Origin of the sequence: Exiguobacterium sp. S22-S28 (assembly GCF_043359615.1) — a bacterium.
Classification (GTDB): Bacteria; Bacillota; Bacilli; order Exiguobacteriales; family Exiguobacteriaceae; genus Exiguobacterium_A.
This window is the reverse complement of record NZ_JBHFFC010000029.1, coordinates 155,805-179,624: the sequence shown is the minus strand read 5'-3', so window position 1 is coordinate 179,624 and position 23,820 is coordinate 155,805. Positions and strand designations below refer to the sequence as shown.

The 23,820-nt window shown below is 48.6% G+C and carries 19 protein-coding genes, 1 other RNA gene, 1 pseudogene and 1 other annotated feature; of the genes and pseudogenes, 2 read left to right on the top strand and 19 right to left on the bottom strand.

The genetic code is table 11. The annotated features are described in order from the left end of the window. Nucleotides 1-31: 31 nt before the first annotated feature. Nucleotides 32-1,345, top strand: coding sequence for a replication-associated recombination protein A (locus ACHA8N_RS12625; RefSeq protein ID WP_147510717.1), 1,314 nt, complete (start codon nucleotides 32-34; stop codon nucleotides 1,343-1,345). A 36-nt stretch (nucleotides 1,346-1,381) separates the two neighbouring features. Here ACHA8N_RS12625 and ACHA8N_RS12620 read toward each other — a convergent pair whose 3' ends face one another. From ACHA8N_RS12620 to ACHA8N_RS12610, 3 genes are all read right to left on the bottom strand, one after another. Next, complete coding sequence (locus tag ACHA8N_RS12620) at nucleotides 1,382-2,146, bottom strand: tRNA threonylcarbamoyladenosine dehydratase (protein WP_147510716.1); 765 nt, start codon at nucleotides 2,144-2,146, stop codon at nucleotides 1,382-1,384. 98 nt (nucleotides 2,147-2,244) lie between these two features. After that, nucleotides 2,245-2,434, bottom strand: a non-coding RNA gene (gene ssrS, locus ACHA8N_RS12615) — 6S RNA. Nucleotides 2,435-2,501: 67 nt separating this feature from the next. Next, nucleotides 2,502-3,701, bottom strand: coding sequence for a DASH family cryptochrome (locus ACHA8N_RS12610; protein ID WP_393965935.1), 1,200 nt, complete (start codon nucleotides 3,699-3,701; stop codon nucleotides 2,502-2,504). Between the two features lie 140 nt (nucleotides 3,702-3,841). Here ACHA8N_RS12610 and ACHA8N_RS12605 point away from each other — a divergent pair, with 140 nt between their 5' ends. Continuing rightward, nucleotides 3,842-3,964: a hypothetical protein gene (locus ACHA8N_RS12605; RefSeq protein ID WP_255415516.1), complete on the top strand. Its 123-nt coding sequence runs from the start codon at nucleotides 3,842-3,844 to the stop codon at nucleotides 3,962-3,964. 61 nt (nucleotides 3,965-4,025) lie between these two features. Here ACHA8N_RS12605 and ACHA8N_RS12600 read toward each other — a convergent pair whose 3' ends face one another. The 16 genes and pseudogenes from ACHA8N_RS12600 to ACHA8N_RS12525 form a co-directional block, all read right to left on the bottom strand. Continuing rightward, nucleotides 4,026-4,613 (bottom strand): DNA-3-methyladenine glycosylase, encoded by a 588-nt coding sequence (locus tag ACHA8N_RS12600; RefSeq protein ID WP_393965934.1) that lies wholly within the window; start codon nucleotides 4,611-4,613, stop codon nucleotides 4,026-4,028. Nucleotides 4,614-4,673: 60 nt separating this feature from the next. After that, a complete protein-coding gene (gene aspS, locus ACHA8N_RS12595) occupies nucleotides 4,674-6,440 on the bottom strand; it encodes an aspartate--tRNA ligase (RefSeq protein WP_026832446.1) in 1,767 nt (588 codons plus the stop codon). After that, nucleotides 6,437-7,717, bottom strand: coding sequence for a histidine--tRNA ligase (hisS, locus tag ACHA8N_RS12590; RefSeq protein WP_393965933.1), 1,281 nt, complete (start codon nucleotides 7,715-7,717; stop codon nucleotides 6,437-6,439). The genes aspS and hisS overlap by 4 nt, the downstream gene beginning before the upstream one ends. 40 nt (nucleotides 7,718-7,757) lie before the next feature. Next, nucleotides 7,758-7,981, bottom strand: a binding site (T-box leader). A 56-nt stretch (nucleotides 7,982-8,037) separates the two neighbouring features. Further along, entirely contained in the window at nucleotides 8,038-8,475 is a 438-nt protein-coding gene (gene dtd / locus ACHA8N_RS12585; RefSeq protein WP_147510711.1) for a D-aminoacyl-tRNA deacylase, read from the bottom strand. 13 nt (nucleotides 8,476-8,488) lie between these two features. Next, nucleotides 8,489-10,687: a RelA/SpoT family protein gene (locus ACHA8N_RS12580; protein ID WP_147510710.1), complete on the bottom strand. Its 2,199-nt coding sequence runs from the start codon at nucleotides 10,685-10,687 to the stop codon at nucleotides 8,489-8,491. Between the two features lie 141 nt (nucleotides 10,688-10,828). Further along, nucleotides 10,829-11,347: an adenine phosphoribosyltransferase gene (locus ACHA8N_RS12575; protein ID WP_012370959.1), complete on the bottom strand. Its 519-nt coding sequence runs from the start codon at nucleotides 11,345-11,347 to the stop codon at nucleotides 10,829-10,831. Then, nucleotides 11,326-13,635: a single-stranded-DNA-specific exonuclease RecJ gene (recJ, locus tag ACHA8N_RS12570; RefSeq protein WP_393965932.1), complete on the bottom strand. Its 2,310-nt coding sequence runs from the start codon at nucleotides 13,633-13,635 to the stop codon at nucleotides 11,326-11,328. Before recJ ends, ACHA8N_RS12575 begins: the two co-directional genes overlap by 22 nt. 69 nt (nucleotides 13,636-13,704) lie before the next feature. Then, nucleotides 13,705-15,916, bottom strand: a pseudogene (gene secD, locus ACHA8N_RS12565) (protein translocase subunit SecD). A gap of 154 nt (nucleotides 15,917-16,070) precedes the next feature. After that, a complete protein-coding gene (gene yajC / locus ACHA8N_RS12560; protein ID WP_147510706.1) occupies nucleotides 16,071-16,361 on the bottom strand; it encodes a preprotein translocase subunit YajC in 291 nt (96 codons plus the stop codon). A gap of 71 nt (nucleotides 16,362-16,432) precedes the next feature. After that, nucleotides 16,433-17,578: a tRNA guanosine(34) transglycosylase Tgt gene (tgt, locus tag ACHA8N_RS12555; RefSeq protein WP_014970892.1), complete on the bottom strand. Its 1,146-nt coding sequence runs from the start codon at nucleotides 17,576-17,578 to the stop codon at nucleotides 16,433-16,435. Then, entirely contained in the window at nucleotides 17,575-18,618 is a 1,044-nt protein-coding gene (gene queA / locus ACHA8N_RS12550; protein WP_393965931.1) for a tRNA preQ1(34) S-adenosylmethionine ribosyltransferase-isomerase QueA, read from the bottom strand. The genes tgt and queA overlap by 4 nt, the downstream gene beginning before the upstream one ends. A gap of 2 nt (nucleotides 18,619-18,620) precedes the next feature. Beyond that, nucleotides 18,621-19,616, bottom strand: coding sequence for a Holliday junction branch migration DNA helicase RuvB (ruvB, locus tag ACHA8N_RS12545; RefSeq protein WP_026832440.1), 996 nt, complete (start codon nucleotides 19,614-19,616; stop codon nucleotides 18,621-18,623). Nucleotides 19,617-19,620: 4 nt separating this feature from the next. After that, the gene (gene ruvA / locus ACHA8N_RS12540; RefSeq protein ID WP_026827827.1) at nucleotides 19,621-20,214 is read right to left on the bottom strand and encodes a Holliday junction branch migration protein RuvA; all 594 of its coding nucleotides are present in this window, start codon (nucleotides 20,212-20,214) and stop codon (nucleotides 19,621-19,623) included. Nucleotides 20,215-20,413: 199 nt separating this feature from the next. After that, entirely contained in the window at nucleotides 20,414-21,511 is a 1,098-nt protein-coding gene (gene nadA, locus ACHA8N_RS12535) for a quinolinate synthase NadA (RefSeq protein WP_393965930.1), read from the bottom strand. Beyond that, a complete protein-coding gene (gene nadC / locus ACHA8N_RS12530; protein ID WP_393965929.1) occupies nucleotides 21,501-22,343 on the bottom strand; it encodes a carboxylating nicotinate-nucleotide diphosphorylase in 843 nt (280 codons plus the stop codon). The genes nadA and nadC overlap by 11 nt, the downstream gene beginning before the upstream one ends. Then, nucleotides 22,312-23,739, bottom strand: coding sequence for an L-aspartate oxidase (locus ACHA8N_RS12525; protein WP_393965928.1), 1,428 nt, complete (start codon nucleotides 23,737-23,739; stop codon nucleotides 22,312-22,314). Before ACHA8N_RS12525 ends, nadC begins: the two co-directional genes overlap by 32 nt. Nucleotides 23,740-23,820: the final 81 nt, after the last annotated feature.

Below are 23,820 nucleotides of genomic sequence, written 5' to 3'. Positions count from 1 at the left end.
TAGCTAAAAGTTGAAAGAAGGAACGCTACCTATGGCTAATTTATTTGAATCACATTCTCCGGCCGGACCGCTTGCCAATCGGATGCGCCCTCAATCACTGGACGAAATCGTTGGACAACGCCATTTGATCGGAGAATCGACCTTATTACGTCGGGCTATTCTCGCTGACCGGCTCGGGACCGTTATTTTTTACGGACCACCGGGAACTGGAAAAACAACGCTTGCCCGTGTCATTTCCAGTTATACGAAGTCGGCATTTGAACAATTAAATGCCGTCACGGCAAAACTTGATCAGTTGCGTGAAGTATTAAAAGCAGCGGAATCCCGTTTGCAGTTTGACCAACAAAAAACCATTTTATTTTTAGATGAAATCCATCGTTTCAATAAAATGCAACAAGACGCCCTGCTGCCTGCCCTTGAAGCCGGAACAATCACACTAATTGGTGCAACGACGGAAAACCCAAGCTTTGAAGTCAATGCCGCCCTATTATCCCGGGCGACCGTTTTCCGGTTTGAAACTCCGACGACAGACGATTTACGAATTGTCCTGCATCGGACTTTAGAAGACGCAGACCGTGGTCTCGGCAAGTATCCGGTCACTGTCACCGAGGAAGCAATCGATCATTATGTCAAGCTCTCAGACGGCGATTACCGGGCGTTGCTCAACGCACTCGAACTCGCCGTTCTAACAACACCGGAAATGGACGGAAAAATCACGATTGATCTTGCTGTAGCCGAAGAATCGATTCAGCAAAAAGCACTGAAATATGATAAAGATGGAGACCGGCATTACGATGTCATCTCGGCCTTCATCAAATCGATTCGTGGCTCGGATCCCGACGCTGCCCTTTACTGGCTTGCCGTCATGATTGAAGCTGGGGAAAGTCCCCGTTTCATCGTCCGTCGACTTTACGTCCATGCGGCAGAAGACATCGGATTATCCGATCCGCAAGCTCTTCTGATCGTCGATGCATGTGCTCGGGCCTGTGAATACATCGGTTTTCCGGAGGCACGGATTCCACTCGCCGAGACCGTTCTGTATCTCGCGACGGCTCCGAAATCAAACACTGTCATTACTGCAATTGATCAAGCACTCGAACTCGTTCGTCGATCAGACGGTGGTCCGGTTCCGCCGCATTTACGGGATGCGCATCATGCCGGTGCGGCGGCGCTTGGCAATGGTGTCGAATACCAGTATCCGCACCAGTTTCCCCATGCTTACGTTAAACAGAATTACTGGCCGGAAAATCTGGCACGAACCAAACCTGTTTTTTACAAGCCAAGTCCACGCGGATTTGAAAAACAATTACAGGCCCGTCTCGATTTCTGGAAAAAACAACCGTAAATGATTAGAAAAAGCGACCTCAGCAGGTCGCTTTTTTTAACGGACACGTTCGATGATGACGCCAGCTTCCCGAACAATTTCATTAATGACATAACTCGCTGCGATTAATCCGCCGACTGACGGAACAAAAGCGTTTGAGCTTGGGGGCATTTTGGCTTTCCGGATAAAGGCTTCATCGTTACCAACGACTTGGCGGACTTCTTCGATGATTTTGACCGGTGGTTCATCCGAGAAGACGACCGGAACTCCCTTATGAATCCCTTCCTTACGCAATCGCGTCCGAATGACTTTCGCCAGCGGATCGTAACTTGTATCTTTAATATCAACGATTTTGATTCGTGTCGGATCCATCTTGTTCGCCATTCCCATACTCGAAATGATTGGAATTTGACGTTGTTTACACTCTTTGATCAAATGAATCTTAAACGATACCGTATCCGAAGCGTCAATGACATAATCCGGATTTTCTGCGAAAAAGGCTTCGTACGTTTCTTCGTTATAGAACATCTTCAAACGGACGATTTCTAAATCCGGATTGATTTGCATCAAACGATCCGCCATTGCATCAACTTTCGGTTGACCGACTGTCGGTAACAAAGCATGGATCTGACGGTTGACATTTGTAATATCGATATCGTCTTTATCAACAAGAATCAACCGACCGACACCACTGCGGGCCAAGGCTTCTGCTGAAAACGAACCGACTCCGCCGATTCCTAAAATCGCAACAGACTTGGATGCCAATGCGTCAAGTCCGGTCTTACCGATTGCTAACTCATTACGTGAAAATTGATGTAACATCTCCATAACCTCACAATACTCATACTGTTTTACTCGGAATTATATCATAAAAAAAAACGTCATGCGACGTATAGTGTAAATCCAGTTAAAAAGAAACGATGGGACCCGAAGTGCCGTGTCGATACCTTATTTTTGAACCTGCTGCGCAGGTGGGTGTCTTATCCGATTCCTATTCGTACGTCCTCCTGCTGTGTTACGAGGCATGTACTACTAGTTGGAACGTCAAACTCCCTATCAAAAAAGAGTGGCTCAAAGATAAAAGGCGGCTCTCGTACATCTCAGGAACCCCATCTGTTGCATTTAATATAGCATTCCCCTTATCGAAATGCAACTGGTTCTGATCCTTAAAATTTGGTCATTTTTCAGTCGTTTCGCTTGACATCCAGCGTCGGATAAATGCTTTCGTCGGATCATATTTTTGTTGTTGAAATTCAGGATTAAATCGTGGCGTTCGGGTCGCATTTCCGACTCCCGCGATGTACGCCCAGTTCCCGTAATTGGAAGCGACATCAAAATCAATCAACTGCTGCTCAAAATACCGGGCACCGATCCGCCAATCCTGTTTTAAGTCATGAATCAGATAACTCGCCGTAATCTGCCGTCCACGGTTCGACATCCAACCGGTCTCCTTGATTTCCCGCATGAATGCATCAACGAATGGCTCACCCGTCTGTCCGGCAATCCAAGAATCGACGACTGCTTGATCCGTTTTCCATGTTAGTTGACCGTCTCGTAGACCATTTGATCGAAAAAGCCGGTGACCGGTCTCACGCATCGTCAAATGGAAAAAATCTCGCCAAAGCAGTTCGAAATATAGCCAGTAGGTCGATTCATTGGCACCGTGCTTCCGTTCGGCACGTTGCAGTTCTGCCATGACGCGCCGCGGCGAAAGGGAACCGTTCGCAAGCCAAGCAGATAACTTCGAAGAATCATCGCGGTCGAATCCGTTCCGTGTCTCTTTATAGGTAAAGACGGGTCCTTCCAAGTAAGCAGCCAGGCGATTACGCCCTGCCGTTTCTCCTCCTGCAAACGGGAATGACGTACGAGAATCCATCTTTTCCTTATCCGGCGGTTCAGCATAACGAATCTCTCCCGGTGCATCGATCGGTTCTTCAAATCGGCCGGACTGTTCCACTCTTTTTCGGAAGGCCGTAAAGACGCGTTTCAGTTCGTCACTCCCGATGTCTTCCCGCCGGTGCAGCGTCTGCGTTTCATACATATGGGCTGTATACTGTTGCAAAACCTGCTGTTCGAGACGCGCTTCATAAAAACCGGTCATCCGGTGAAAGTAGAGGACATCCTCCGGTGCCGTGAAGTGCGAAAGTTGTTCCATCGTATCGCCTTGCAAAATCGTCAGTTCGATTCCGAGTTGTCCTAAATGATTTCGTAAGGCGTGTAATGTCTCTTGTTCAAAGATCACTTGTTGTCGGCCACGCTGTTCCGTCTCTTGTTGAATAAAAACTGCCCGAACCTTGTCTTGTTCGGCACAGGCCTGCGTTAACGCTTCATGATCGTCGACCCGTAAATCATTTCGATACCAAACGACTCCTGCCATGGCACTCACTCCTTTGTTATCCTTACCCGTACTATCTCAATCTTCTTCCTCTCCGCAAACGATTGATGTGCTGAAAAGGTTTTGATTTTTTGTTTTCGTGGAATATGATTAGTACAACTTACTAAGGAGTGAATCATTTCATGGCTGCTAAAAAAGGGAAACTCAAGACGCTGATTACGCTTGCTACGACGGTCGGACCGATCGTCTACAAATTTTATAAAAAACAACAAGCTAAAAAATCAATCAATACACCAAAACGATGAACTAACATATGAGGGGGCGGATATCAAATCCGCCCTCTCATTTCGTTCCAATTTTGATAATTTAGTTTTTACTTACGCCGGGGCTGCCAAATTCGTAAAAACGCCACGGATACTTCGTCGCTTCCCCGGCATTCGGGATTCCGATCCGTGTCGTCTGAACGATGTTCTCCGCTTCCCCCACTTCAATCTGAAAGCGTTCATCCCTGTACAAATCCACACCCGAATCTTCTGTCGTCAAACCAAACGCTTGGCACAGCTTAGCCGGACCGTCGACCAAGTTTTTTTGTTCGGCTTTGGTTAACGTCGCGTATGATTTTGCAAATCGTCGTTCGGCAACGAGATCATGTCCGCTGATAATTTCCGCACCGCGCAGTAATACGGCATACCCTTGACCAGTCTCTCCACAGACGATGTTCAGGCAATGGTGCATCCCATACGTGAAATATACATAGAGGTGTCCAGCCGGTCCAAACATCGGTGCAGTCCGTTTCGTCGGTCGCCCACTGTAAGAATGAGCCGCTTGATCATGCGGTCCAAGATACGCTTCGACTTCAACAATTCGCATCGTGACTGCATTGACCGTCAAGACACTCCCGAGCAAGTCCGGTGCGACGTCGACCGGTGACCGTTCAAAAAAAGACCGTTCCATCTTCATTCCTCCTCTAAAAAAAACAGATTTCCTTCTCTTATGGAAGGAAATCTGTTGCTGTTACGACTGTTTGACTGCCGTCCGAATCGATAGCTCATTTAATTGTGCATCTGAAACCGGACTTGGTGCCGCTGTTAATAAATCACTTGCCGACGCCGTTTTCGGGAAAGCAATCGTATCCCGTAAGTTTGTACGTCCAGCGAGTAACATGATCAGACGGTCAAGACCTAACGCGATGCCCGCATGCGGTGGCGTTCCATATTCGAACGCTTCCATCAAGAAGCCGAACTGTTCGTTTGCTTCCTCTTCCGTGAATCCAAGTAATTTAAACATCCGCTCTTGGATATCCCGTTCGTAAATCCGCTGTGATCCTCCGCCAAGCTCATACCCGTTCAAGACAAGGTCATACGCAACAGCAAGCACACTGCCCGGGTCCGTCTCGAGTTTGTCGAGATCTTCCCGGCGCGGCATCGTGAACGGATGGTGGTTCGCATAAAAACGACCATCCGCTTCTTCGAACGTTACGAGTGGGAAATCCGTCACCCACAAGAAGTTGAAGACCGTTTCGTCAATCAAGCCGAGTTCTTTTCCAAGTTTTTGACGAAGTGCACCGAGGCTATCCGCAACGATTGAGGCTTTTGCTGCCACGAAGACGAGCAGATCGCCCGCTTCAGCCGACGTTGCGTCAACAAGACGTGCCGTCGCCGCTTCATCAAAGAACTTCGCGATGGGACCGTTCAGTCCGTCTGCCGTTACTTTGACCCAAGCGAGACCTTTCGCCCCGTAAATCGCTGTGAACTCTTGTAATTTATCGATATCTTTACGTGAGAATTGGTCGGCTGCGCCTTTGACGTTCAACGCTTTGACTTCACCGCCGGATTCAAGTGCCATGTCAAAGACTTTAAAGCCGGCTCCTGTGACCGCTTCCGCGACATCAATCAACTCAAGACCAAACCGTGTATCCGGCTTATCCGAACCGAACCGGCTCATCGCTTCTGCATACGGCATCCGCGGGAACGGTGTCGTGATGTCTTTCCCGAGCGTTTCTTTCATGACACGTGTCATCATCGATTCCATCATCGCGTACAAGTCTTCGACATCCATGAAACTTGTTTCGATGTCGACTTGTGTGAATTCCGGTTGACGGTCTGCACGTAAATCTTCGTCACGGAAACAACGGGCGATTTGGAAATACCGCTCAAAACCAGATACCATCAATAACTGTTTAAACAACTGCGGAGATTGCGGCAAGGCGTAAAACTCACCCGGGTGGACACGACTTGGCACCAAGTAGTCCCGTGCGCCTTCCGGTGTCGATTTTGTTAAGATCGGTGTTTCGACTTCCAGGAAGTCTTGCTCGTCGAGGAAGTTCCGCATGATGTTTGATGCTTTTGAACGCAGACGGAATGTTTCCTGTAGTGATGGACGACGAAGATCCAGATAACGGTATTTCAGACGGAGATCTTCTGACGTCTGTTCCGCTTCTTCGCTGATCGGAAACGGCGTCATTTTTGAAGCGTTCAAAATGATGACTTCATCCGCGACGACTTCGACTTGTCCTGTCGGAATGTTCGGGTTCGGATTTTCACGTTTGATGACCGTCCCTTTGATGTCGAGCACGTATTCCGAGCGAATCGTTTCTGCCAGACGGTGTGCCTGCTCGTTTTCCGGTTGGAAGACGACTTGGACAATTCCCGTCCGGTCACGTAAATCGAGGAAAATCAATCCACCGAGGTCACGGCGTTTTTGAACCCACCCTTTTAGTTGAACGGCTTGGCCGATCGTTTCTTCTGTTACGGTTCCGTTCATGTGTGTACGTCCGATCATTGTGCTTCCTCCTTTAATTTCGCGACAATCGTATCGGCGACAGCTGATAATGGAACATCAATCTGTTCACCGGTCGACATGTCTTTTAACGCAGCTGCTCCACGTTCCACTTCTTCGTCTCCGAGAATGACGGTGAAGCGGGCTTTCATCCGATCGGCTGCTTTAAATTGTCCTTTGAACTTCCGTCCGAGATAATCACGGTCAGCGGCAAGTCCTTCCAGACGCATCAACTGAAGCAGGCGGGTCGCTGTTTTTTCGACTTCTTCATTGCCTTGCGCGACGATGAAGACATCGATTGAATCATCGACTTCCGGTAAAACTGCTTCGTTTTCAAGCGCCATCAACAGACGTTCAATGCCGATTCCAAAACCGATTCCCGGTGTAGCGGGACCACCAATCTGTTCGACGAGTCCGTTATAACGTCCACCGCCGCACAGCGTCGTGATGGCACCGAATCCTTCTGCCTCCGACATGATCTCAAACGACGTGTGGTTATAGTAATCGAGACCACGAACGAGTGTCGGATCAATCACATACTCGATGCCAAGTGCATCTAAATGGAGCAAGACCTGATCGAAATACGCTTTCGAAGCCGGATTCAAGAAATCGAGAATCGACGGCGCCGTCGCCATGCTCGGGTGATTGCGGTCGACTTTACAATCGAGTACGCGGAGCGGGTTGGCTTCGAGACGGTTTTGACAGTCTTGGCATAACTCGTGGGCGACCGGCTTAAAGTGATTAACCAATGCTTCCCGGTGCGCGGTACGGCTTTCGCTGTCTCCGAGTGAGTTGATGACCAGTTTGAGTTTTTTCAAACCAAACGAGCGGTAAATGCTCATTGCTAGACTGATGACTTCTGCATCGATTGCCGGTTCTTCACTACCGAGCGCTTCGACACCGTATTGGTGTAATTGGCGGAAACGTCCGGCTTGCGGACGTTCATAGCGGAACATCGGTCCGATGTAAAACAGTTTGACCGGTTGGTTGGCTGCGCCATACAGTTTATTCGTCACGAACGATCGAACGACGGCTGCTGTTCCTTCCGGACGAAGCGTAAACTGTTCCTTGCCGCGTTTTTCAAGCATGAACATCTCTTTTTGAACGATGTCCGTCGTCTCACCGACACCCCGTTTGAACAGCTCTGTTTCTTCGAAGATTGGTGTCCGGATTTCTTTATAGTTGTACCGTTTACTGATCTCCCGCAATTGGTTTTCAATATACTGCCAACGTTCGACTGTACCCGGAAGTACATCAAACGTTCCGCGTGGTAATTTCATCCTAATTCCTCCTTTTTGAATACAAAAAAGTCCTCGTCCGCAAAGGGACGAGAACTTGAAGATCCCGTGGTACCACCCTGGTTGCCGAAAAATCTCAGCCACTCGGTGCAGTTAACGCCTGCCTACGATTCCCCCTACTCTACACATTTCAGGAAAATACCTCAAAAGGGTCTTTCATCTAGTTCGTCTGATCACCCTTCCAGCCAAGGGGCGACTCTCTAAGCAGCCGAGATCTAAATTACTCTTCTTCGTCATCGGTTCTATAATCGTTCTATTATCCCTTATATTGCCTCGTTCGAAAGATCCTGTCAAGACTTTGGTCACTTTTCTAAAATCAAGGTCACTGGTCCATCATTGACGAGCGCAACATCCATCATTGCTCCGAACTGTCCGGTTTCGACCGTGATACCTTGGGTGCGCAGACGCGCATTAAAGGCTTCATACAATTCATTTGCAAAATCCGGTTTCGCCGCTTCTGTAAAGGCAGGACGGCGTCCTTTTTTGACATCTCCGTACAGGGTGAACTGGGAAACGGACAAAATCTGACCGTCCACATCTTGGAGCGAACGGTTCATCCGTTCTTCCTCATCTTCGAACACCCGTAGTCCGGCAATCTTATCCGCCAACCAATTGACTTGCTCCAGCGTATCTTCATGCGTGACCCCGACGAGTAAAAGAAATCCTTGATCGATTTGACCGGTAACTGTCCCTTCGACCGTCACGCTTGCTTCTTTGACCCGTTGTAATACGACTCGCATTTCTATCCGCTCCTTATGTCATCATGACGCGATGCACGGCATACACGTCTGATATCTGTTTAATTCGATCGACGACTTTTTGCAGGTGATTGACGTTATCGATCGCAATCGTCATCGAAATCTTCGCTTGTTTGCTGTCGTCCCCTTTACCGCTGACAGCCACGATATTCGTATTCATCGCGGACACGGATTGCAGGACATCGTTTAACAAACCGGCCCGGTCAAAACCGGAAATCTCGATTTCGACGTTATAGCTTTTAACCGTCTTGCCTTCGTGCTCCCACTCGACTTCAAGCAATCGTTCCGGATTTTGTTCATGAATGACGTTCAGACAATCAGACCGGTGAATCGAGACGCCTCTACCACGGGTAATGTATCCGACGATGTCGTCACCCGGAACCGGATTGCAACAACGGCTCATCCGGACTAACATGTTGTCGATTCCTTTAACACGAACGCCTTCCGGATTTTGTTTCTTCGGTCGGTCAAATGTCTTCATTTCACTGATAGCTTCGTTCAGCTCAAGATTTTTTGATTCTTTATCTTTGCGCAATTTTTCCGTCAATTTATGGGCGACTTGCGCAGCGGTCAGACCGTGGTATCCAACGGCGGCATACATATCTTCTTCTTGAGAAAAATTGAACTTCCGTGTGACATCTTCCAGTGTTTTTTCGTTAATGACTTCTTTTGGCTCAAAACCAAGCTTTTTAACTTCCGCCTCAATTAATTCACGACCTTTTGAGACATTCTCTTCCCGTTGCTGGCGTTTAAACCATTGACGAATTTTGTTTTTCGCCTGGCTCGATACACAAATCTTCAACCAATCTTTACTTGGACCGTAACTGTGTTTCGACGTGACGATTTCAATGATGTCACCCGTCTTCAGTTTATAATCGATCGGCACCATCCGTCCGTTGACTTTCGCACCAATCGTCCGGTGTCCGATTTCCGTATGGATCCGGTAAGCATAATCAATCGGCACCGATCCTTTCGGCAATTCGATGACGTCACCCTTTGGTGTAAAGACGTACAGCATATCACTGAAGAAGTCGACTTTGACTGATTCCATAAATTCTTCCGCATCGGCGGTATCTTTTTGCAGCTCCAGAATTTCACGGAAGTGGGCGATTTTATCTTCAAAACCAGATTTTGCTTCCTGCTCTTTACCTTCTTTATAAGCCCAGTGCGCAGCGATTCCGTACTCGGCGATAAAATGCATATCGCGTGTCCGAATTTGCACTTCAAGCGGTTCACCCTTCGGCCCGATAACCGTTGTATGCAACGACTGGTACATGTTCGGTTTAGGCATCGCGATATAATCCTTGAAGCGTCCCGGCATCGGTTTATACTGCGTATGAATGATTCCGAGGACAGCGTAACAGTCCTTGATGGAGTCAACGATGATTCGCACAGCCATCAAGTCGTAAATCTCGCTGAACTCTTTTTTCGAGTTTTGCATCTTGTTATAGATGGAATAGATATGTTTAGGACGACCATCGACTTCAGCTGCAATTTCCACCTCGTCCAAGACTTCATTGACTTCATCGATGACCGATGTGACGAGTGCTTCCCGCTCCGTCCGTTTTTGTTTCATCATCGAAACAATCCGGTAGTACTGTTGCGGATTGATGTAACGCAGGCTGATGTCCTCAAGTTCCCATTTGATTGTGGAAATTCCAAGCCGGTGGGCAAGCGGCGCAAAGATTTCGAGCGTCTCTTCTGCCTTTTGGACTTGTTTTTCTTTTACCATATGTTGAAGCGTCCGCATATTATGCAGACGGTCGGCTAACTTAATCAAAATGACGCGAATGTCTTCCGCCATCGCAATGAACATCTTACGATGGTTTTCAGCCAATTCTTCCCGTTTTGATTTATATTTGATTTTCCCGAGTTTTGTCACACCATCAACTAGCATCGCGACATCTGCTCCAAACCGTTCTGTCAGTTCTTCCAGCGTAATGTCGGTATCCTCGACGACATCATGAAGAAGCGCGGCTACGATTGTTGTCGCATCCAAACCGATATCCACTAGTATCCCCGCTACTTGAACGGGGTGAATGATGTAAGGTTCACCCGATCGGCGAAATTGTCCGTCATGCTCGTCTTTTGCGAATTGGTAGGCACGTTCGATGTCTTTGACTTCTGCCTCCGTCATGTACTCCGCACTTCGAGCGAGAAGGTCTTCTACATTTACGATTTGTTTATTTGTCATCCCTTATCCTCACCCAGTCCCCGGGATTGATTACGCTGAATCCCTAATATATATACCTTCTATTATCGTGAAATTTTGATAATATGTCAAAATAAAAAGAAATACCCCCCCGACCAATGTCGGGAAGGTACTTAGTATTCCTTAATCTGCATAACGAATCAACGATAGGATATCGTATCCTTCGAGTTTTTCACGTCCACCTAAACCATCCAGTTCAATCAAGAATCCGATTCCAGCAACCGTTCCACCAAGTTGCTCAATCATTTTGATTGTCGCTTCGATCGTGCCGCCCGTTGCCAGTAAGTCATCCAGAATGACAACGCGTTGCCCTGGTTGGATTGCATCATGGTGCATCGTCAAAACATCTTTTCCGTACTCAAGACCATACTCGACACGGACTGTCTCACGTGGTAATTTGCCTTCTTTACGGACAGGGACGAATCCGATTTCCATCGCGTATGCAGCCGGGCATCCGACGACGAATCCGCGTGCTTCCGGTCCAGCAATCACGTCTGCTCCTTGTTTACGGGCATAATCAATTAAAGCATCGACGGACTGCTTGTAGGCAGGACCATTCTGCATCAAGGATGTGATATCTTTGAAACTAATTCCTTCTTTCGGCCAGTTTTCGACCTCTTTTATATGCTGTTTGAACTCCATGTCATTTCCTCCTGCTTCGCCGCTTCTACCAAAGTATCAAAACGCTCTTTCAACTGAGCGAGTGACGAATAAATGTATTGTTGCTCAAGACGTTGACGTTCTTCATGACGCTTGTACGTCGCAGCTTCCGTCAAGTCCCGTTTTTCAGCATTCGGGTTCACACCCGGCAGCCCGTCCTCCATTGTAACAAGAAAATCAAGTTCCGAAAACACTGAATGCATAAAGTTAATCGAACGTTTCGACCATTTTCGAGATTTCGACAAACGAACCAGTCCGATTCGGAGCTCATCACGGGGACATTTTGCAAAGTAATTGAAATAATGCTTAAATTCTTCCCGTGATGGGATCGTCTCGAAATAGTACCCTTCGTCTTTGAAAGCACAGTAGATCCGTTCCGCTTGTTTCAAGTAGGGCAAAAAGGCCGACTCTTCTTCCGGTAAATCCAAAAAGACAACATTCGCTTTAGCCTCGCCATTTAGCGGACGCTCGGCATATTTGGATTGTGTTTCTTCCGAAAACGCAACGAACGTCGTCATTTCGTGTGGAAGCTCAAACACATTCGTCAACGGCTTTTTTCCACCACGGTAATCAAACAGTTGGTAATCCACGACTGCCAAATCCTGAATCATCAGTTGTGGTTTACGGAATCCGTTCCATTCATTGATGTTCAGACTCCCCATCAACGAAACTTCTGCCAGTGACGAAACTTCATCGACCGCGTCACCAAATCCGAATCCGATTCCATCCAGCTCCGTTTGCCCGTCCGTCACGAGTACCTTTAAGTGTGTCAAATCACGACCGATTCGTTTCAAGTCACGAATATTCGCTCCTTCCACGACAACACGGGGCGATGGATTACCCATACCGAACGGGGCCAACCGTCCCATCTCTTCAATCAATCCGATCGAGACATCAGAAACAGTTAAGCGTAAATCAATTTCTGTCGTCGCGATGAAGGCTTCTTCCGGTAAACTTGCAGCTTGAGCATTCAATCGTTCCCGCAGAACACTGACGTTTTCGGATGACAATGTCATGCCGGCCGCAGCCGGATGTCCCCCAAAGTGCGGCAGGATATCAGCACATTGATTTAACTCGGCAAATAAGTCAAACGCTGCAATCGAACGACCTGAACCTTTTGCAGTCCCTTTTTCTCTATCGTGGCACAACAGAATGACTGGTCGATGATACTTTTCAACGAGCCGGGACGCTACAATTCCGACGACACCGGGATTCCACTGATCCGAATCGACAACTAAGACACGGTCTGATAAATAATGCTGTTCTACCAGTTCGGTTGCTTCTTCTGCAATGTTCTTGACGATATCCTGTCGTTGTTTATTCTGTTGATCGAGTTGCTCCGCGAGCAGACTAGCTTCCTCAATCGTTTCCGCGAGTAACATCTCAAGTGCCGGCATCGCCGAGTCGAGTCGACCCGCTGCATTGATCCGGGGACCAAAGGCAAAACCAACCGATTCTTCCGTCAACTCTTCTTCAACGAGACTGCAGACTTTCCGTAAGGCCAGGATGCCCGGTCGTTCACTGGCGTTCAACGCTTCGATCCCTTTTGCTGCAAGCAAACGGTTTTCACCGACTAACGGTACCAGGTCGGCAATCGTTCCGAGGACAGCCAAGTCGAGCAGTTCTTCCGGCATGCGTCCGAGCAACGCATGGGCAACCTTAAAGGCAACACCGGCTCCGGCAAGCTTTGAATATGGGTAGTTGGGATCGATCCCAGGATGGATCATTGCAAAGGCATCCGGCAACACGTCTTTTGCTTCATGGTGATCCGTGATGATCAAATCGACACCGAGTTCTTTTAAGACGACGGCTTCCTCGATCCCGGAAATCCCGCAGTCGACCGTGATGACGAGACCAAATCCCTCTTCCGCAGCCCACTTGAACGCCGCCTCGTTTGGTCCATAACCTTCTGTAAAACGATTCGGGATATAACATTCCGCCATCGCACCGATTTCAATCAACGCATGCCATAAAATAGCAGCGGAACTGACACCGTCGACGTCGTAGTCGCCATAAATCAAAATCATCTCACCTTCGTCCGCTGCTTGCTGAATCCGGGCCACGACCTTGTTCATGTCCTGAAACAAGAAAGGATCATGGAACGCCGTTTGATCGGTTTCCAAAAAAGCTTTGGCTTGGTCAGCTGTGTCGAACCCCCGCTGAACGAGCAGATGCGCGACCTGTCGGGATACGTTCACCTGGTCGGCTAATTCGTCTATTTTAAGTGAATCAACTTCTTTGTCGATCCATGTTTTCTTTGAATGATACATCTAATCCCTCCAATCAACTTCATCATTATAGAACAAAACCCGCGTTAGCGATAGCTAACACGGGTCAGGTTATGAAGCTTGTTTCGATGATTTTAGTGTCCGACCTTTCATGACAAGCCACAGTTGGGCTGCGATGAAGATCGAAGAGTACATCCCCATGATCAAACCGACCAATAAGGCAAGACTGAAGCCACGGATGGCTTCACTGCCGAAGATATAAAGGGCAGCTGCCGTCATGATGACCGTTACGACCGTATTGATCGAACGAATGATTGTCTGTTGAATCGATTCATTAACGATGTGCGACAATTCACTGAACGTCACTTGACGACCACCTTTTTCAGCAAGACCTAAGTTTTCCCGGACCCGGTCAAAGGTAACGATCGTATCATTGACGGAATAACCGATGATGGTCAAAATCGCTGCGATGAAGTACAGATTGACCTCAATTTGGAACAACGAGAAGAATGCGATAATCATCAACGCGTCATGGAGCAGGGCGAGGACTGTCGCAATCCCGTAAAGCGGTTGGAAACGGAACGAGACGTAAATGACGATTCCGAGTGAAGCCAACAAGACGGCATAAATCGCATTACGGGCGATTTCTTGACCGACTTGAGCCGAGACGGTCGAGATGCTCGGTTCTTTTTTATACTTGGCTTCAATGACCTGTTTCATTTTCGAGATTTGTTCCTGACTGAACTCTCCAACGAACGTTACGTTGGCCAGTTTTCCACCTTGGGCAAATTGAACACCGTTGATTTCAGCTGCATCAATTCCAGCATCTTCAATGACAGAGCGAACTTCAGATTCTTTAATCGTATTTGTTGAAGAGATTTCTACCCGAGTTCCTTCTGTAAAATCGATTCCGAGGTTTAGTCCCCGAAACGCGAGTAATAGGACAGAAATCAGCACTAAGGCAATTGTAATCGTAAAGTAAATTTTCCGATGTTTAACATAGTCGAATTTCGTTGGATTAAAGTTCACGAATTTCACTCTCCTTTACGCCGAACCAGGTTTTTTTCTTATCAAACCAGCGGCTGCTGACGAGAAGTTGCATCAAGTAACGGGAGATAAAGACATTCGTAATAAACGTGACAGCAATCGAAACCATCAACATGATCGCGAATCCTTTGACGGTACTTGTTCCGAAGTAATAAAGTACTCCTGCCGAAATCAACGTCGTCAAGTTCGCATCAAGAATCGTGCCGAATGAACGGCGGTTACCGGCTTTGAACGCCGACAAGACCGATTTCCCGCTTCGGAGTTCATCTTTAATCCGTTCGGCTGTGATGATGTTGGCATCCACTGCCATCCCGACACCCAGTACAAGGGCAGCAATCCCCGGTAAGGTTAGTACGGCATTGATTCCGTTAAAGAAAATCATGACGAGGTAGATGTAGAATAATAGTGTAATGATCGACACTAAGCCGGATACCCGGTAAAACAGCAACATGAACAAGAAGACGGCTGCGACACCGATCATCGAAGCAAACAACGTCTGATCGAGCGCGTCTTGACCAAATGCGGCCGAGACAGACGTCGAATAGATTTCATCCAATTTCACCGGAAGTGCTCCAGCATTGAGGATCGATGAAAGTTGTTTGCCGTATTCTGCTGTGATATCGCCACCGGAGATAATGGCTTTATCCGAGTTGATCGGTTGTTGGACCGACGCATCAGAGACAATTTTGGAATTTTCTTTTTGAATCTCTTTTTCGTACGTATCGCCTTTTTCATAATCCAGCCAAATGACAAGACGATTCGCTGGTGGTTGCATTTTTGACACTTCTTGTGTCACTTCATAAAATTTCTCTTTTGATTTCATCGTCAGTTCGACGAGTGGTGCATTGGTCTGCGGATCGTATCCGACTTTTGCTCCTTTTGCCTTTAAGTCTGATCCATCAAGTAACACTTTGTCGTTGATGTCTCGGAATGACAATTCGGCCGTAGAGGATAGAATCTGACGGGCTTCACTCTGATTTTTGACACCTGCCAGTTGAACACGGATCCGGTTATCTCCTTCAATCCGAATGTCCGGCTCAGAAACACCGAGTACGTTAACCCGGTTTTCGATTGCTGTCAGCGTCGCGCTCATTGCATTAGCATCGATGACGTCACCTTTTTTTAATGGTTGTACTTCATACAACACTTCAAACCCGCCTTTTAAGTCTAAACCGAGTTTCGTGTCTTTTAAGAGCCAACTCGACGTCGTGCCGATCAAAACGAGCAGCGCGGCAACGATGATGAAGAATGTGGCCAGTTTTCCTTTCTTAATCATGCTACATTGTCCTTTCTCTCAATCCCATTATATTTTCAGACAACTTTCTTATCCTATCCTAGCTTACATAAGAATTGGTAATCTTAGCAATCGTTTTTCTCATATATAAACAGAAAAGACGCTTTCCGAATTCGGAAAGCGTCTGTTTCGAGCCTCATTCGACGATTTCGTCGTCCATGACAGCAGTCGATTTTTTCGTAACTTCTGCGACCGCACTACGGTTAAACGTCAATTGCGCGTTACCCGATTTCAATGTGACTGTTGTCTCATCTACTTTTTGTACGACCCCATGAAGGCCACCGATCGTAACGATCGAGTCACCGCGTGATAACTGGGTTTGCATCTCACGCACTTGCTTCTGGCGTTTGTTCTGTGGACGAATCAACAAGAAATAAAACACCACGAAGATCAAGATCATCGGGAGGAATGTCAATAATTGTTGCATCTGAGTCAGCTCCTTTTCATTCAAATCACGTTCATTATACCGTAAAAAGAATGGAATTGTCAGACCATTTATCAGAAATTCTTTGCGTTCGGTAAATTATAGCCGTATTCTTCGAAGAATTCGTCTTTGAAATCAAGCAGACGGTCTTCACGAATCGCTTGACGGACGCCTTCCATCAACTTGACGAGGAAGTGAAGATTGTGTGTCGAACAGAGGTGCAGACCAAACGTTTCCTGTGCCCGAATCAAGTGATGGATATAGGCACGTGAGTAATTCTTACATGCGTAGCAATCACATTTTTCGTCGAGCGGACGGAAATCACGGGCATATTTGGCATTTCGGACGACAAGGCGTCCGCTTGATGTCATCAAGGTCCCGTTTCGTGCAATCCGTGTCGGTAAGACACAGTCAAACATATCAATCCCGCGAATCGCACCTTCGATCAAGGCATCCGGTGAACCAACACCCATCAAGTAACGCGGTTTGTCTTCCGGCATGAGTGGTGTCGTAAAATCAAGTGCGCGGTACATGACGTCTTTCGGTTCTCCAACCGACAATCCACCAACGGCATAACCCGGGAAATCAAGCGACGCGAGGTCACGTGCACTCTGACGGCGTAAGTCTTCATACTCGCCACCTTGGATGATGCCGAACAACGCTTGATCTTGCGGACGTTCGTGTGCAGCAAGGCAGCGTTCCGCCCAACGGCTCGTCCGTTCGACAGACGCTTTCATGTATTCATGAGAAGCCGGGAACGGCGGACATTCGTCAAACGCCATCATGATGTCCGATCCGAGGGCGTTCTGAATCTCCATTGCTTTTTCCGGTGACAGGAACAGCTTATCGCCGTTCAAGTGATTGCGGAAATGGACGCCTTCTTCCGTGATGTTCCGTAAATCGGCGAGCGAAAAGACTTGGAAACCACCGGAATCGGTTAAAATCGCCCCGTCCCAGTTCATGAATTTGTGCAGTCCGCCGGCTTCTTTGATGACATCATGACCAGGACGGACCCAGAGGTGGTACGTGTTCGATAGGATGATGTTGGCATTCATATCCTTGATTTGTTCCGGTGCCATCGTCTTGACCGTCGCTTGTGTCCCGACCGGCATGAAGACGGGTGTCTCGAAACTACCGTGCGGCGTATGGACGATTCCTAACCGCGCACCGGATTGTTTACAGGTTTTGATGTGTTCGTAAGTTACTGCATGTTTTGTCATCGGTTTAATTCCTCTCTCGTTAAGAACATTGCGTCTCCGAAACTAAAGAATCGGTATCCTTGCGCAACGGCTTCTTCATAGGCATGTAAAATATGTTCGCGTGTCGATAAGGCAGATACGAGCATGATCAATGTCGACTTCGGTAAATGGAAGTTCGTGATCAATCCGTCGATTCCTTTGATTTCCTGACCGGGATAGATGAAAATATCCGTCCAACCGGAGGCTTCGACGAAATCACCATGATCCCGAATGACGGTCTCGAGTGTCCGCGTCGATGTTGTTCCGACAGCGATGATCCGTCCGCCGTTTTTTCGGGTGTCTCGTAAAATTCGTGCCGACGATTCCGGCAACTCATAGTATTCACTGTGCATCTTGTGGCTGTCGACATCATCGACCGAAACCGGTCGGAACGTTCCGAGTCCAACGTGTAGCGTCAATGGCGCCAGCTGGACCCCTTTGTCCGTCAACGCTTGCAACAATTCAGGCGTGAAGTGAAGTCCTGCTGTCGGAGCTGCCGCACTCCCACGTTCCCGGGCATAGACCGTCTGATAACGGTCCTGGTCTTCCAATTGTTCATGGATGTACGGCGGCAACGGCATCGTCCCCAGTAGATCGAGCACTTCGTAAAAGATCCCTGTATAGGAAAATTTCAAGATTCGTCCGCCGTCTTCAAGTGCTTCCGTACATTCTGCCCGCAGTAAACCGTCGCCAAATGACAGCACGGTTCCCGGTTTGACCCGTTTCGCCGGCTTCGCGAGGGTCTCCCAGACATCATCACTCGTCTGTTTGAGCAACAACAGTTCAATTTTACCACCCGTCTCTTCCTTGACGCCGAACAAACGGGCCGGTAAGACTTTTGTATCGTTGATGACAAGCGTATCTCCTGCGTTGAAGTGTGACACGATGTCATGGAACTTCTCGTGTCGCAGAGCACCTGTTTCCCGGTTAATGACCATCAATTTCGAACTGGTCCGGTCGAGCAACGGGACTTGGGCAATCTGTTCTTCTGGTAAATGAAAATCAAATAAATTTACATCCATCTTTAATTTCCTTCTTTCAATCCTAAATGTTGCCGTGCAAACGGCGTCAAAACACGTCCGCGTGGTGTCCGTTGTAAAAATCCCTGTTGAAGCAAATACGGTTCGTAAACGTCTTCGATCGTCTGCGCATCCTCACCGATCGTCGCAGCAATCGTCTCAAGACCCACCGGACCACCCGCAAACCGTTCGGCAAGCGAACGTAACAACCGGTGATCAACGTCATCGAGTCCGAGCGCGTCGACATGCAGGCGATCCAGCGCACTCGTGGCAAGTGTCGCATCAATTGCGGTTTGATGGGCGACCTGAGCAAAATCACGGACCCGCCGTAAAAGACGGTTTGCGACACGAGGTGTCCCACGTGAACGGAGCGCAATCGCTTCTGCTGCCATCCGGTCCGCTTCAAAGCCAAACAAACGGGACGTCCGCGTGACGATGGCTGACAATTCCGGCATCGTATAATACTCAAGTTTCAGCGTCACACCGAAACGGTCACGGAGCGGTGCCGATAACATGCCGGCCCGCGTTGTTGCGCCAACGAGTGTAAACGGTGGTAAATCAATCCGGACGCTTCGTGCCAGTTCACCTTGACCGATGACGATGTCGAGACAATAGTCTTCCATCGCCGGATATAAAATTTCTTCAATCGAGCGGCTCAGACGGTGAATCTCATCGATGAACAAGACATCTCCCGGTTCAAGCGAGGAGAGAATGGCTGCCAAATCTCCCGGACGCTCAATCGCCGGTCCGGCTGTCGTCTTGATCCCGACACCCATCTCATTGGCAATGATGGTCGCAAGCGTCGTCTTCCCAAGTCCCGGTGGACCATATAACAACACGTGATCCAGCGTTTCCTGACGGATTTTTGCCGCTTGGATGAAGACACTTAAATTGCCCTTCGCCTTTTCTTGACCGATGTACTGATCCAGCGTCTGCGGACGTAAACTCCACTCTTCTTGATCTTCTGCATGGGCAGATTCTGACAAAATACGCTCTTCCATATCCTCACCTCACATTCAATAACAGCTGCAACGCCCGTTTCACATATTGGTCGGTGGACAATACTTCGCCTTGAAGCGCTTTTTTGACTTTTTCGACTTCCCGATCGCTGTAACCAAGTGCCGTCAAGGCTTCGCATGCTTCGTTCAGTTCGGCGTTTCCTTGTGCAAACAAACCTTCGCTCGGGATATAATCCGGTGCCAGTTCAGCCAATTTGCCTTTTAAATCCAGAGTCATCTGTTTCGCTGTCTTTTTACCGACACCCGGGAACTTAATCAAATAACTTTCCTTTTCCTGTTCAATCGCTTCAACGAGTGCGTCCACGTCTCCCGATGCCACGATGGCAAGTGACCCTTTTGGACCAATGCCGGTCACACCAAGTAATTTCGTGAACAGTGCCCGCTCGCGTCGGGAACGGAATCCGAACAATACTTCCTGATCTTCTCTGACATAATGATACGTATATACGATAACCTGTTCGTCTCCGGTCCGATAAAAAAACGGGTTCGGTGCTACGATTTTGTAGCCAATCCCCCCGACCTCGATCGTCACGAATTCCGCACAGACATAAGCGACTTCGCCGCGTACGAATTCTATCACTTTAGAACGCTCCCATCCATTAAGAAACTCTCGTGTTATTGTAGCATATAACGAGGAAGCTCTTCAAAACGTAATTCCGTAAACGTAGCAATCGGGCAATCTGAATAGCCATATAAAAAAGCGAGGATGGCAGATTTTAAATCTGCCACCCTCGCCTGTCTGAAGCGACTTGCACATCCGCCTCTGCCATGACTTGATTTTAAGAACGTTCGAGCATCCGCTCAAGCGCGAGAACGGCATACCGGGTCGTCTCCGGATCCACCGTGATGATGTTGACAGGCTCTCCTGCTTCGATCTGAACAAGTGACCACGCGAGATGTGGTAAATCAATCCGGTTCATCGTCAGGCACGGACACATGAAAGGATTCAACGAGACGATATCGAGCTCCGGATGATCTTTTGCCAGGCGTTGTACCAGATTCATTTCTGTTCCAATCGCCCATTTTGTTCCCGGTTCCGCTTGTTCAATCTGCTGAATGATGTACGCCGTCGAACCATTCAAATCAGAAGCCGCGACGACTTCAAACGAACATTCCGGATGGACGAGAATCGTCCGGTCGGGTTCTGCCTTCCGGAATTGTTCGATTTGACCAACGGTGAACTTTTCATGGACCGAACAATGCCCCTTCCAAAGGATGACCCGAATCTCATCATCTGCGCCGTCAAACAACAGCTCATCCGCAATCGGATCCCAGACCGCCATCTGTTCAAGCGGAACGCCCAGTGCATGCGCCGTATTGCGGCCAAGATGTTGATCCGGTAGGAAAAACAGAATCTCTCGTTCCGCAAGCGCCCATTCGACCATTTGGACGGCATTGGACGAAGTGACGGTCGCGCCACCGTGGCGACCTACAAACGCTTTGATTTCCGCCGTTGAATTGACATACGTCAACGGGAGAATGGAACGTTTGAGACGTTCCGATAAAATCTCATAGGCACGTTCCGTCTGAAAACCATTTGCCATGTCAGCCATCGAACATCCGGCCCGCATATCCGGCAAGACGACCGTGTGGTCACTCGAGGTCAGCATATCTGCCGTCTCCGCCATGAAATGAACGCCGCAAAACACGGTATACTCCGCCGCTGTCATCTTTTTCGCGATTTGCGCGAGCTGAAGCGAATCTCCTGTCGCATCGGCAAACTGGACGACTTCATCTTTTTGGTAATGATGGGCCGGTAAAAATAATCGACTGCCCATGCGGGATTTCACACCTTCAATCTCAGCAATCAGTTCTGCATCTGATTTTGCCAAATATGTTTTCGGAATGCCGTTATCGGTAAACAAATCAAGCTTCATCTTTTTTTCCTCCTACGATTTTCATACTGATATCCAGTGCGGGCGCTGAATGCGTCAATGCACCAAGCGAGATGTAATCGGCACCGGTCTGACAATAAGCGGGTAACGTGTCGAGGGTAATCCCCCCCGACAATTCGACTGTGATGTGATTCGGTATGCGTTGCCGTAACACCTTGACCTCTTCCGGCGAACGATTGTCGAGCATGATGATATCCACCTTTGCCGCCACTGCTTCTTCGACTTCATCCGCTGTCTCGACCTCGACCTCGATTGGTGTCATATGACCAATCTGTCGTTTCGCCCGTTCCACGGCTGCCGTAATCGATCCGGCGACCGTGATGTGATTGTCCTTAATCATGACTGCGTCATCAAGGCGCCCCCGGTGGTTAAATCCTCCACCGATCCGGACGGCATGTTTCTCAAGCATCCGTAATCCGGGTGTCGTCTTCCGGGTGTCCGAAATCCGAACGTGTCCCGCCGCTTGTCGGACCGCCTGATGTGTCAGCGTCGCAATCCCTGATGTGCGTTGAATCAGATTCAAGGCGACCCGTTCGCCCGTCAAGATCGATCGCAAGTGTCCGGACCACCGGGCAAGGACTTGTCCCTGTTCAATCGCTTGTCCATCCTTGACTAAAAGCTCCTGCTCCACTCCGAGCAACGCTGCAAGTTCGGTTAAGACGAGTTCTCCGCAAAAGACGCCGGATTCTTTAGCAATGAATCGTCCGACCCCCTGTTCGCTTCCGGTCAGACATACTTCACTGGTCACATCTTGATGACCGATATCTTCCGTTAAAAAACCTTCAAGTTGTTGCCGCAGTAACCATTTGTTCATGTACTTGTTCTCCTTTTAAGCGTCGGATCGCCCCTTCTAACAACAACCGGGCCGTCCTCGTTTTTAACTGATTGATTTCTGCTTGCCGTCCTGTCCGCTGACCGTCTGACGACAGCTCGATTGTTCGCAAGGCATCCTCGAGCAATTTTTCATGCAACTCTACCTGCAGAACCTCAGTCAGCAAGGATTCGACAGCACGGGTTTCGTCGTCCTGTACACGTCTGTTCAACAATGGTTGTCGCTCCGGCAGCTGAAGCTGCTGAGCCAGTTGTTTCCCAACCACAAAACACTCGAGAAGCGAGTTCGAAGCGAGACGGTTTTTTCCGTGCAGACCGGTCGAGGCTGTCTCCCCGACTGCATACAAGCCGGGCACCGTCGTCCGTCCCGTTTGATCCGTCTTGATTCCCCCCATCAAGAAATGAACACCTGTCGTCACTTCGACGAGATCGGATGATATGTTCAATGATTCACATTTTTCAACAAACGTCGGGAATCGTTGATCAAGCGCCTGAACCATAGTCGTATTCAAATACACCGATTCTTTTTTTCTCGTTGCAGTAATGACGGCAGCCACTTCGTCCCGCGCCGCTAAATCCCCTTGCGGATGGTCAACCATCAATCGTCGACCGTCTGCTGTCATCAAATAAGCCCCGGCTCCCCGCAAGGCTTCTGTGATCAACCCTTGGCTCTTACCATCATGGACCAGGACCGTTGGATGGTGCTGAATGTATCCTAAGTCGGCCAGTTCGGCTCCCGCTTGACCGGCAAGTGCTAGACCGTCTCCGGTCAGACTCGGATCGTTCGTCGACGTCAGGAATAATCCGCCAATCCCTCCCGTCGCCAAAACCACAGCTCGAGCGGAAATCCGAATCGGATTTTCCCCTTGGTATCCATCAGCTCCGACAACCTGGTGACCGTTCATCAACAGCTCCGTCACCACCGTATCCTCCAAAATCGGGTGCTGAAGTTGTTGCAACAAACGAGTCATCATCCGTTCACCTGTTTGGTCGCCGCCGCTGTGAAAAATTCGTGGCAGGCTATGAGCACCTTCGCGTCCGAGTGCATAGTGTCCGGATGCGTCCCGATCAAAGGTCACGCCAAATGATTCCAGTTCGGTGATGACATGCCGGCCGGCCTCTGTAATGAACTCAATCATCTCTTCGTGGGTATGTCCTTTTGCCGCTTGGATCGTATCTGCTTGGTGGGAGAAATGAGTCTGCTCCAGATACGCGGACGCAATGCCGCCTTGTGCCCGCATCGAGTTCGTCTCGGTCTTCTTGCCTTTCGAGACGAGCAGGACGTTCATGGACGGCGGAACGTGTAAAGCAACCGAAACTGCTGCTAGTCCTGTCCCAACAATTAATAGGTCGACTTCCAATTCTTTATGTAAAGACATTTGTTTTACACCTCTGTATTATTTGTTTACTATTGACTTGACAATAAGTTTGGCATATTTTTAGCTGAGTGACAAGATGAA

Bases quoted from the DNA above. Each gene is read 5' to 3' on its own strand.
- ACHA8N_RS12525 (WP_393965928.1), bottom strand. From the start codon at position 23,739: ATGTCTTTACATAAAGAATTGGAAGTCGACCTATTAATTGTTGGGACA.
- nadA (WP_393965930.1), bottom strand. From the start codon at position 21,511: ATGAAGCTTGATTTGTTTACCGATAACGGCATTCCGAAAACATATTTG.
- aspS (WP_026832446.1), bottom strand. From the start codon at position 6,440: ATGATCGGACGTACACACATGAACGGAACCGTAACAGAAGAAACGATC.
- yajC (WP_147510706.1), bottom strand. From the start codon at position 16,361: ATGCAACAATTATTGACATTCCTCCCGATGATCTTGATCTTCGTGGTG.
- nadC (WP_393965929.1), bottom strand. From the start codon at position 22,343: ATGAACAAATGGTTACTGCGGCAACAACTTGAAGGTTTTTTAACGGAA.
- ACHA8N_RS12605 (WP_255415516.1), top strand. From the start codon at position 3,842: ATGGCTGCTAAAAAAGGGAAACTCAAGACGCTGATTACGCTTGCTACG.
- ACHA8N_RS12610 (WP_393965935.1), bottom strand. From the start codon at position 3,701: ATGGCAGGAGTCGTTTGGTATCGAAATGATTTACGGGTCGACGATCAT.
- ACHA8N_RS12620 (WP_147510716.1), bottom strand. From the start codon at position 2,146: ATGTTACATCAATTTTCACGTAATGAGTTAGCAATCGGTAAGACCGGA.
- tgt (WP_014970892.1), bottom strand. From the start codon at position 17,578: ATGACAAAACATGCAGTAACTTACGAACACATCAAAACCTGTAAACAA.
- recJ (WP_393965932.1), bottom strand. From the start codon at position 13,635: ATGTATCATTCAAAGAAAACATGGATCGACAAAGAAGTTGATTCACTT.
- ACHA8N_RS12625 (WP_147510717.1), top strand. From the start codon at position 32: ATGGCTAATTTATTTGAATCACATTCTCCGGCCGGACCGCTTGCCAAT.
- ACHA8N_RS12580 (WP_147510710.1), bottom strand. From the start codon at position 10,687: ATGACAAATAAACAAATCGTAAATGTAGAAGACCTTCTCGCTCGAAGT.
- hisS (WP_393965933.1), bottom strand. From the start codon at position 7,717: ATGAAATTACCACGCGGAACGTTTGATGTACTTCCGGGTACAGTCGAA.
- ACHA8N_RS12600 (WP_393965934.1), bottom strand. From the start codon at position 4,613: ATGGAACGGTCTTTTTTTGAACGGTCACCGGTCGACGTCGCACCGGAC.
- dtd (WP_147510711.1), bottom strand. From the start codon at position 8,475: ATGCGAGTCGTATTACAACGGGTCAAAGAAGCAAGCGTGACGGTCGAA.
- ACHA8N_RS12575 (WP_012370959.1), bottom strand. From the start codon at position 11,347: ATGGAGTTCAAACAGCATATAAAAGAGGTCGAAAACTGGCCGAAAGAA.
- ruvB (WP_026832440.1), bottom strand. From the start codon at position 19,616: ATGGAAGAGCGTATTTTGTCAGAATCTGCCCATGCAGAAGATCAAGAA.
- queA (WP_393965931.1), bottom strand. From the start codon at position 18,618: ATGGATGTAAATTTATTTGATTTTCATTTACCAGAAGAACAGATTGCC.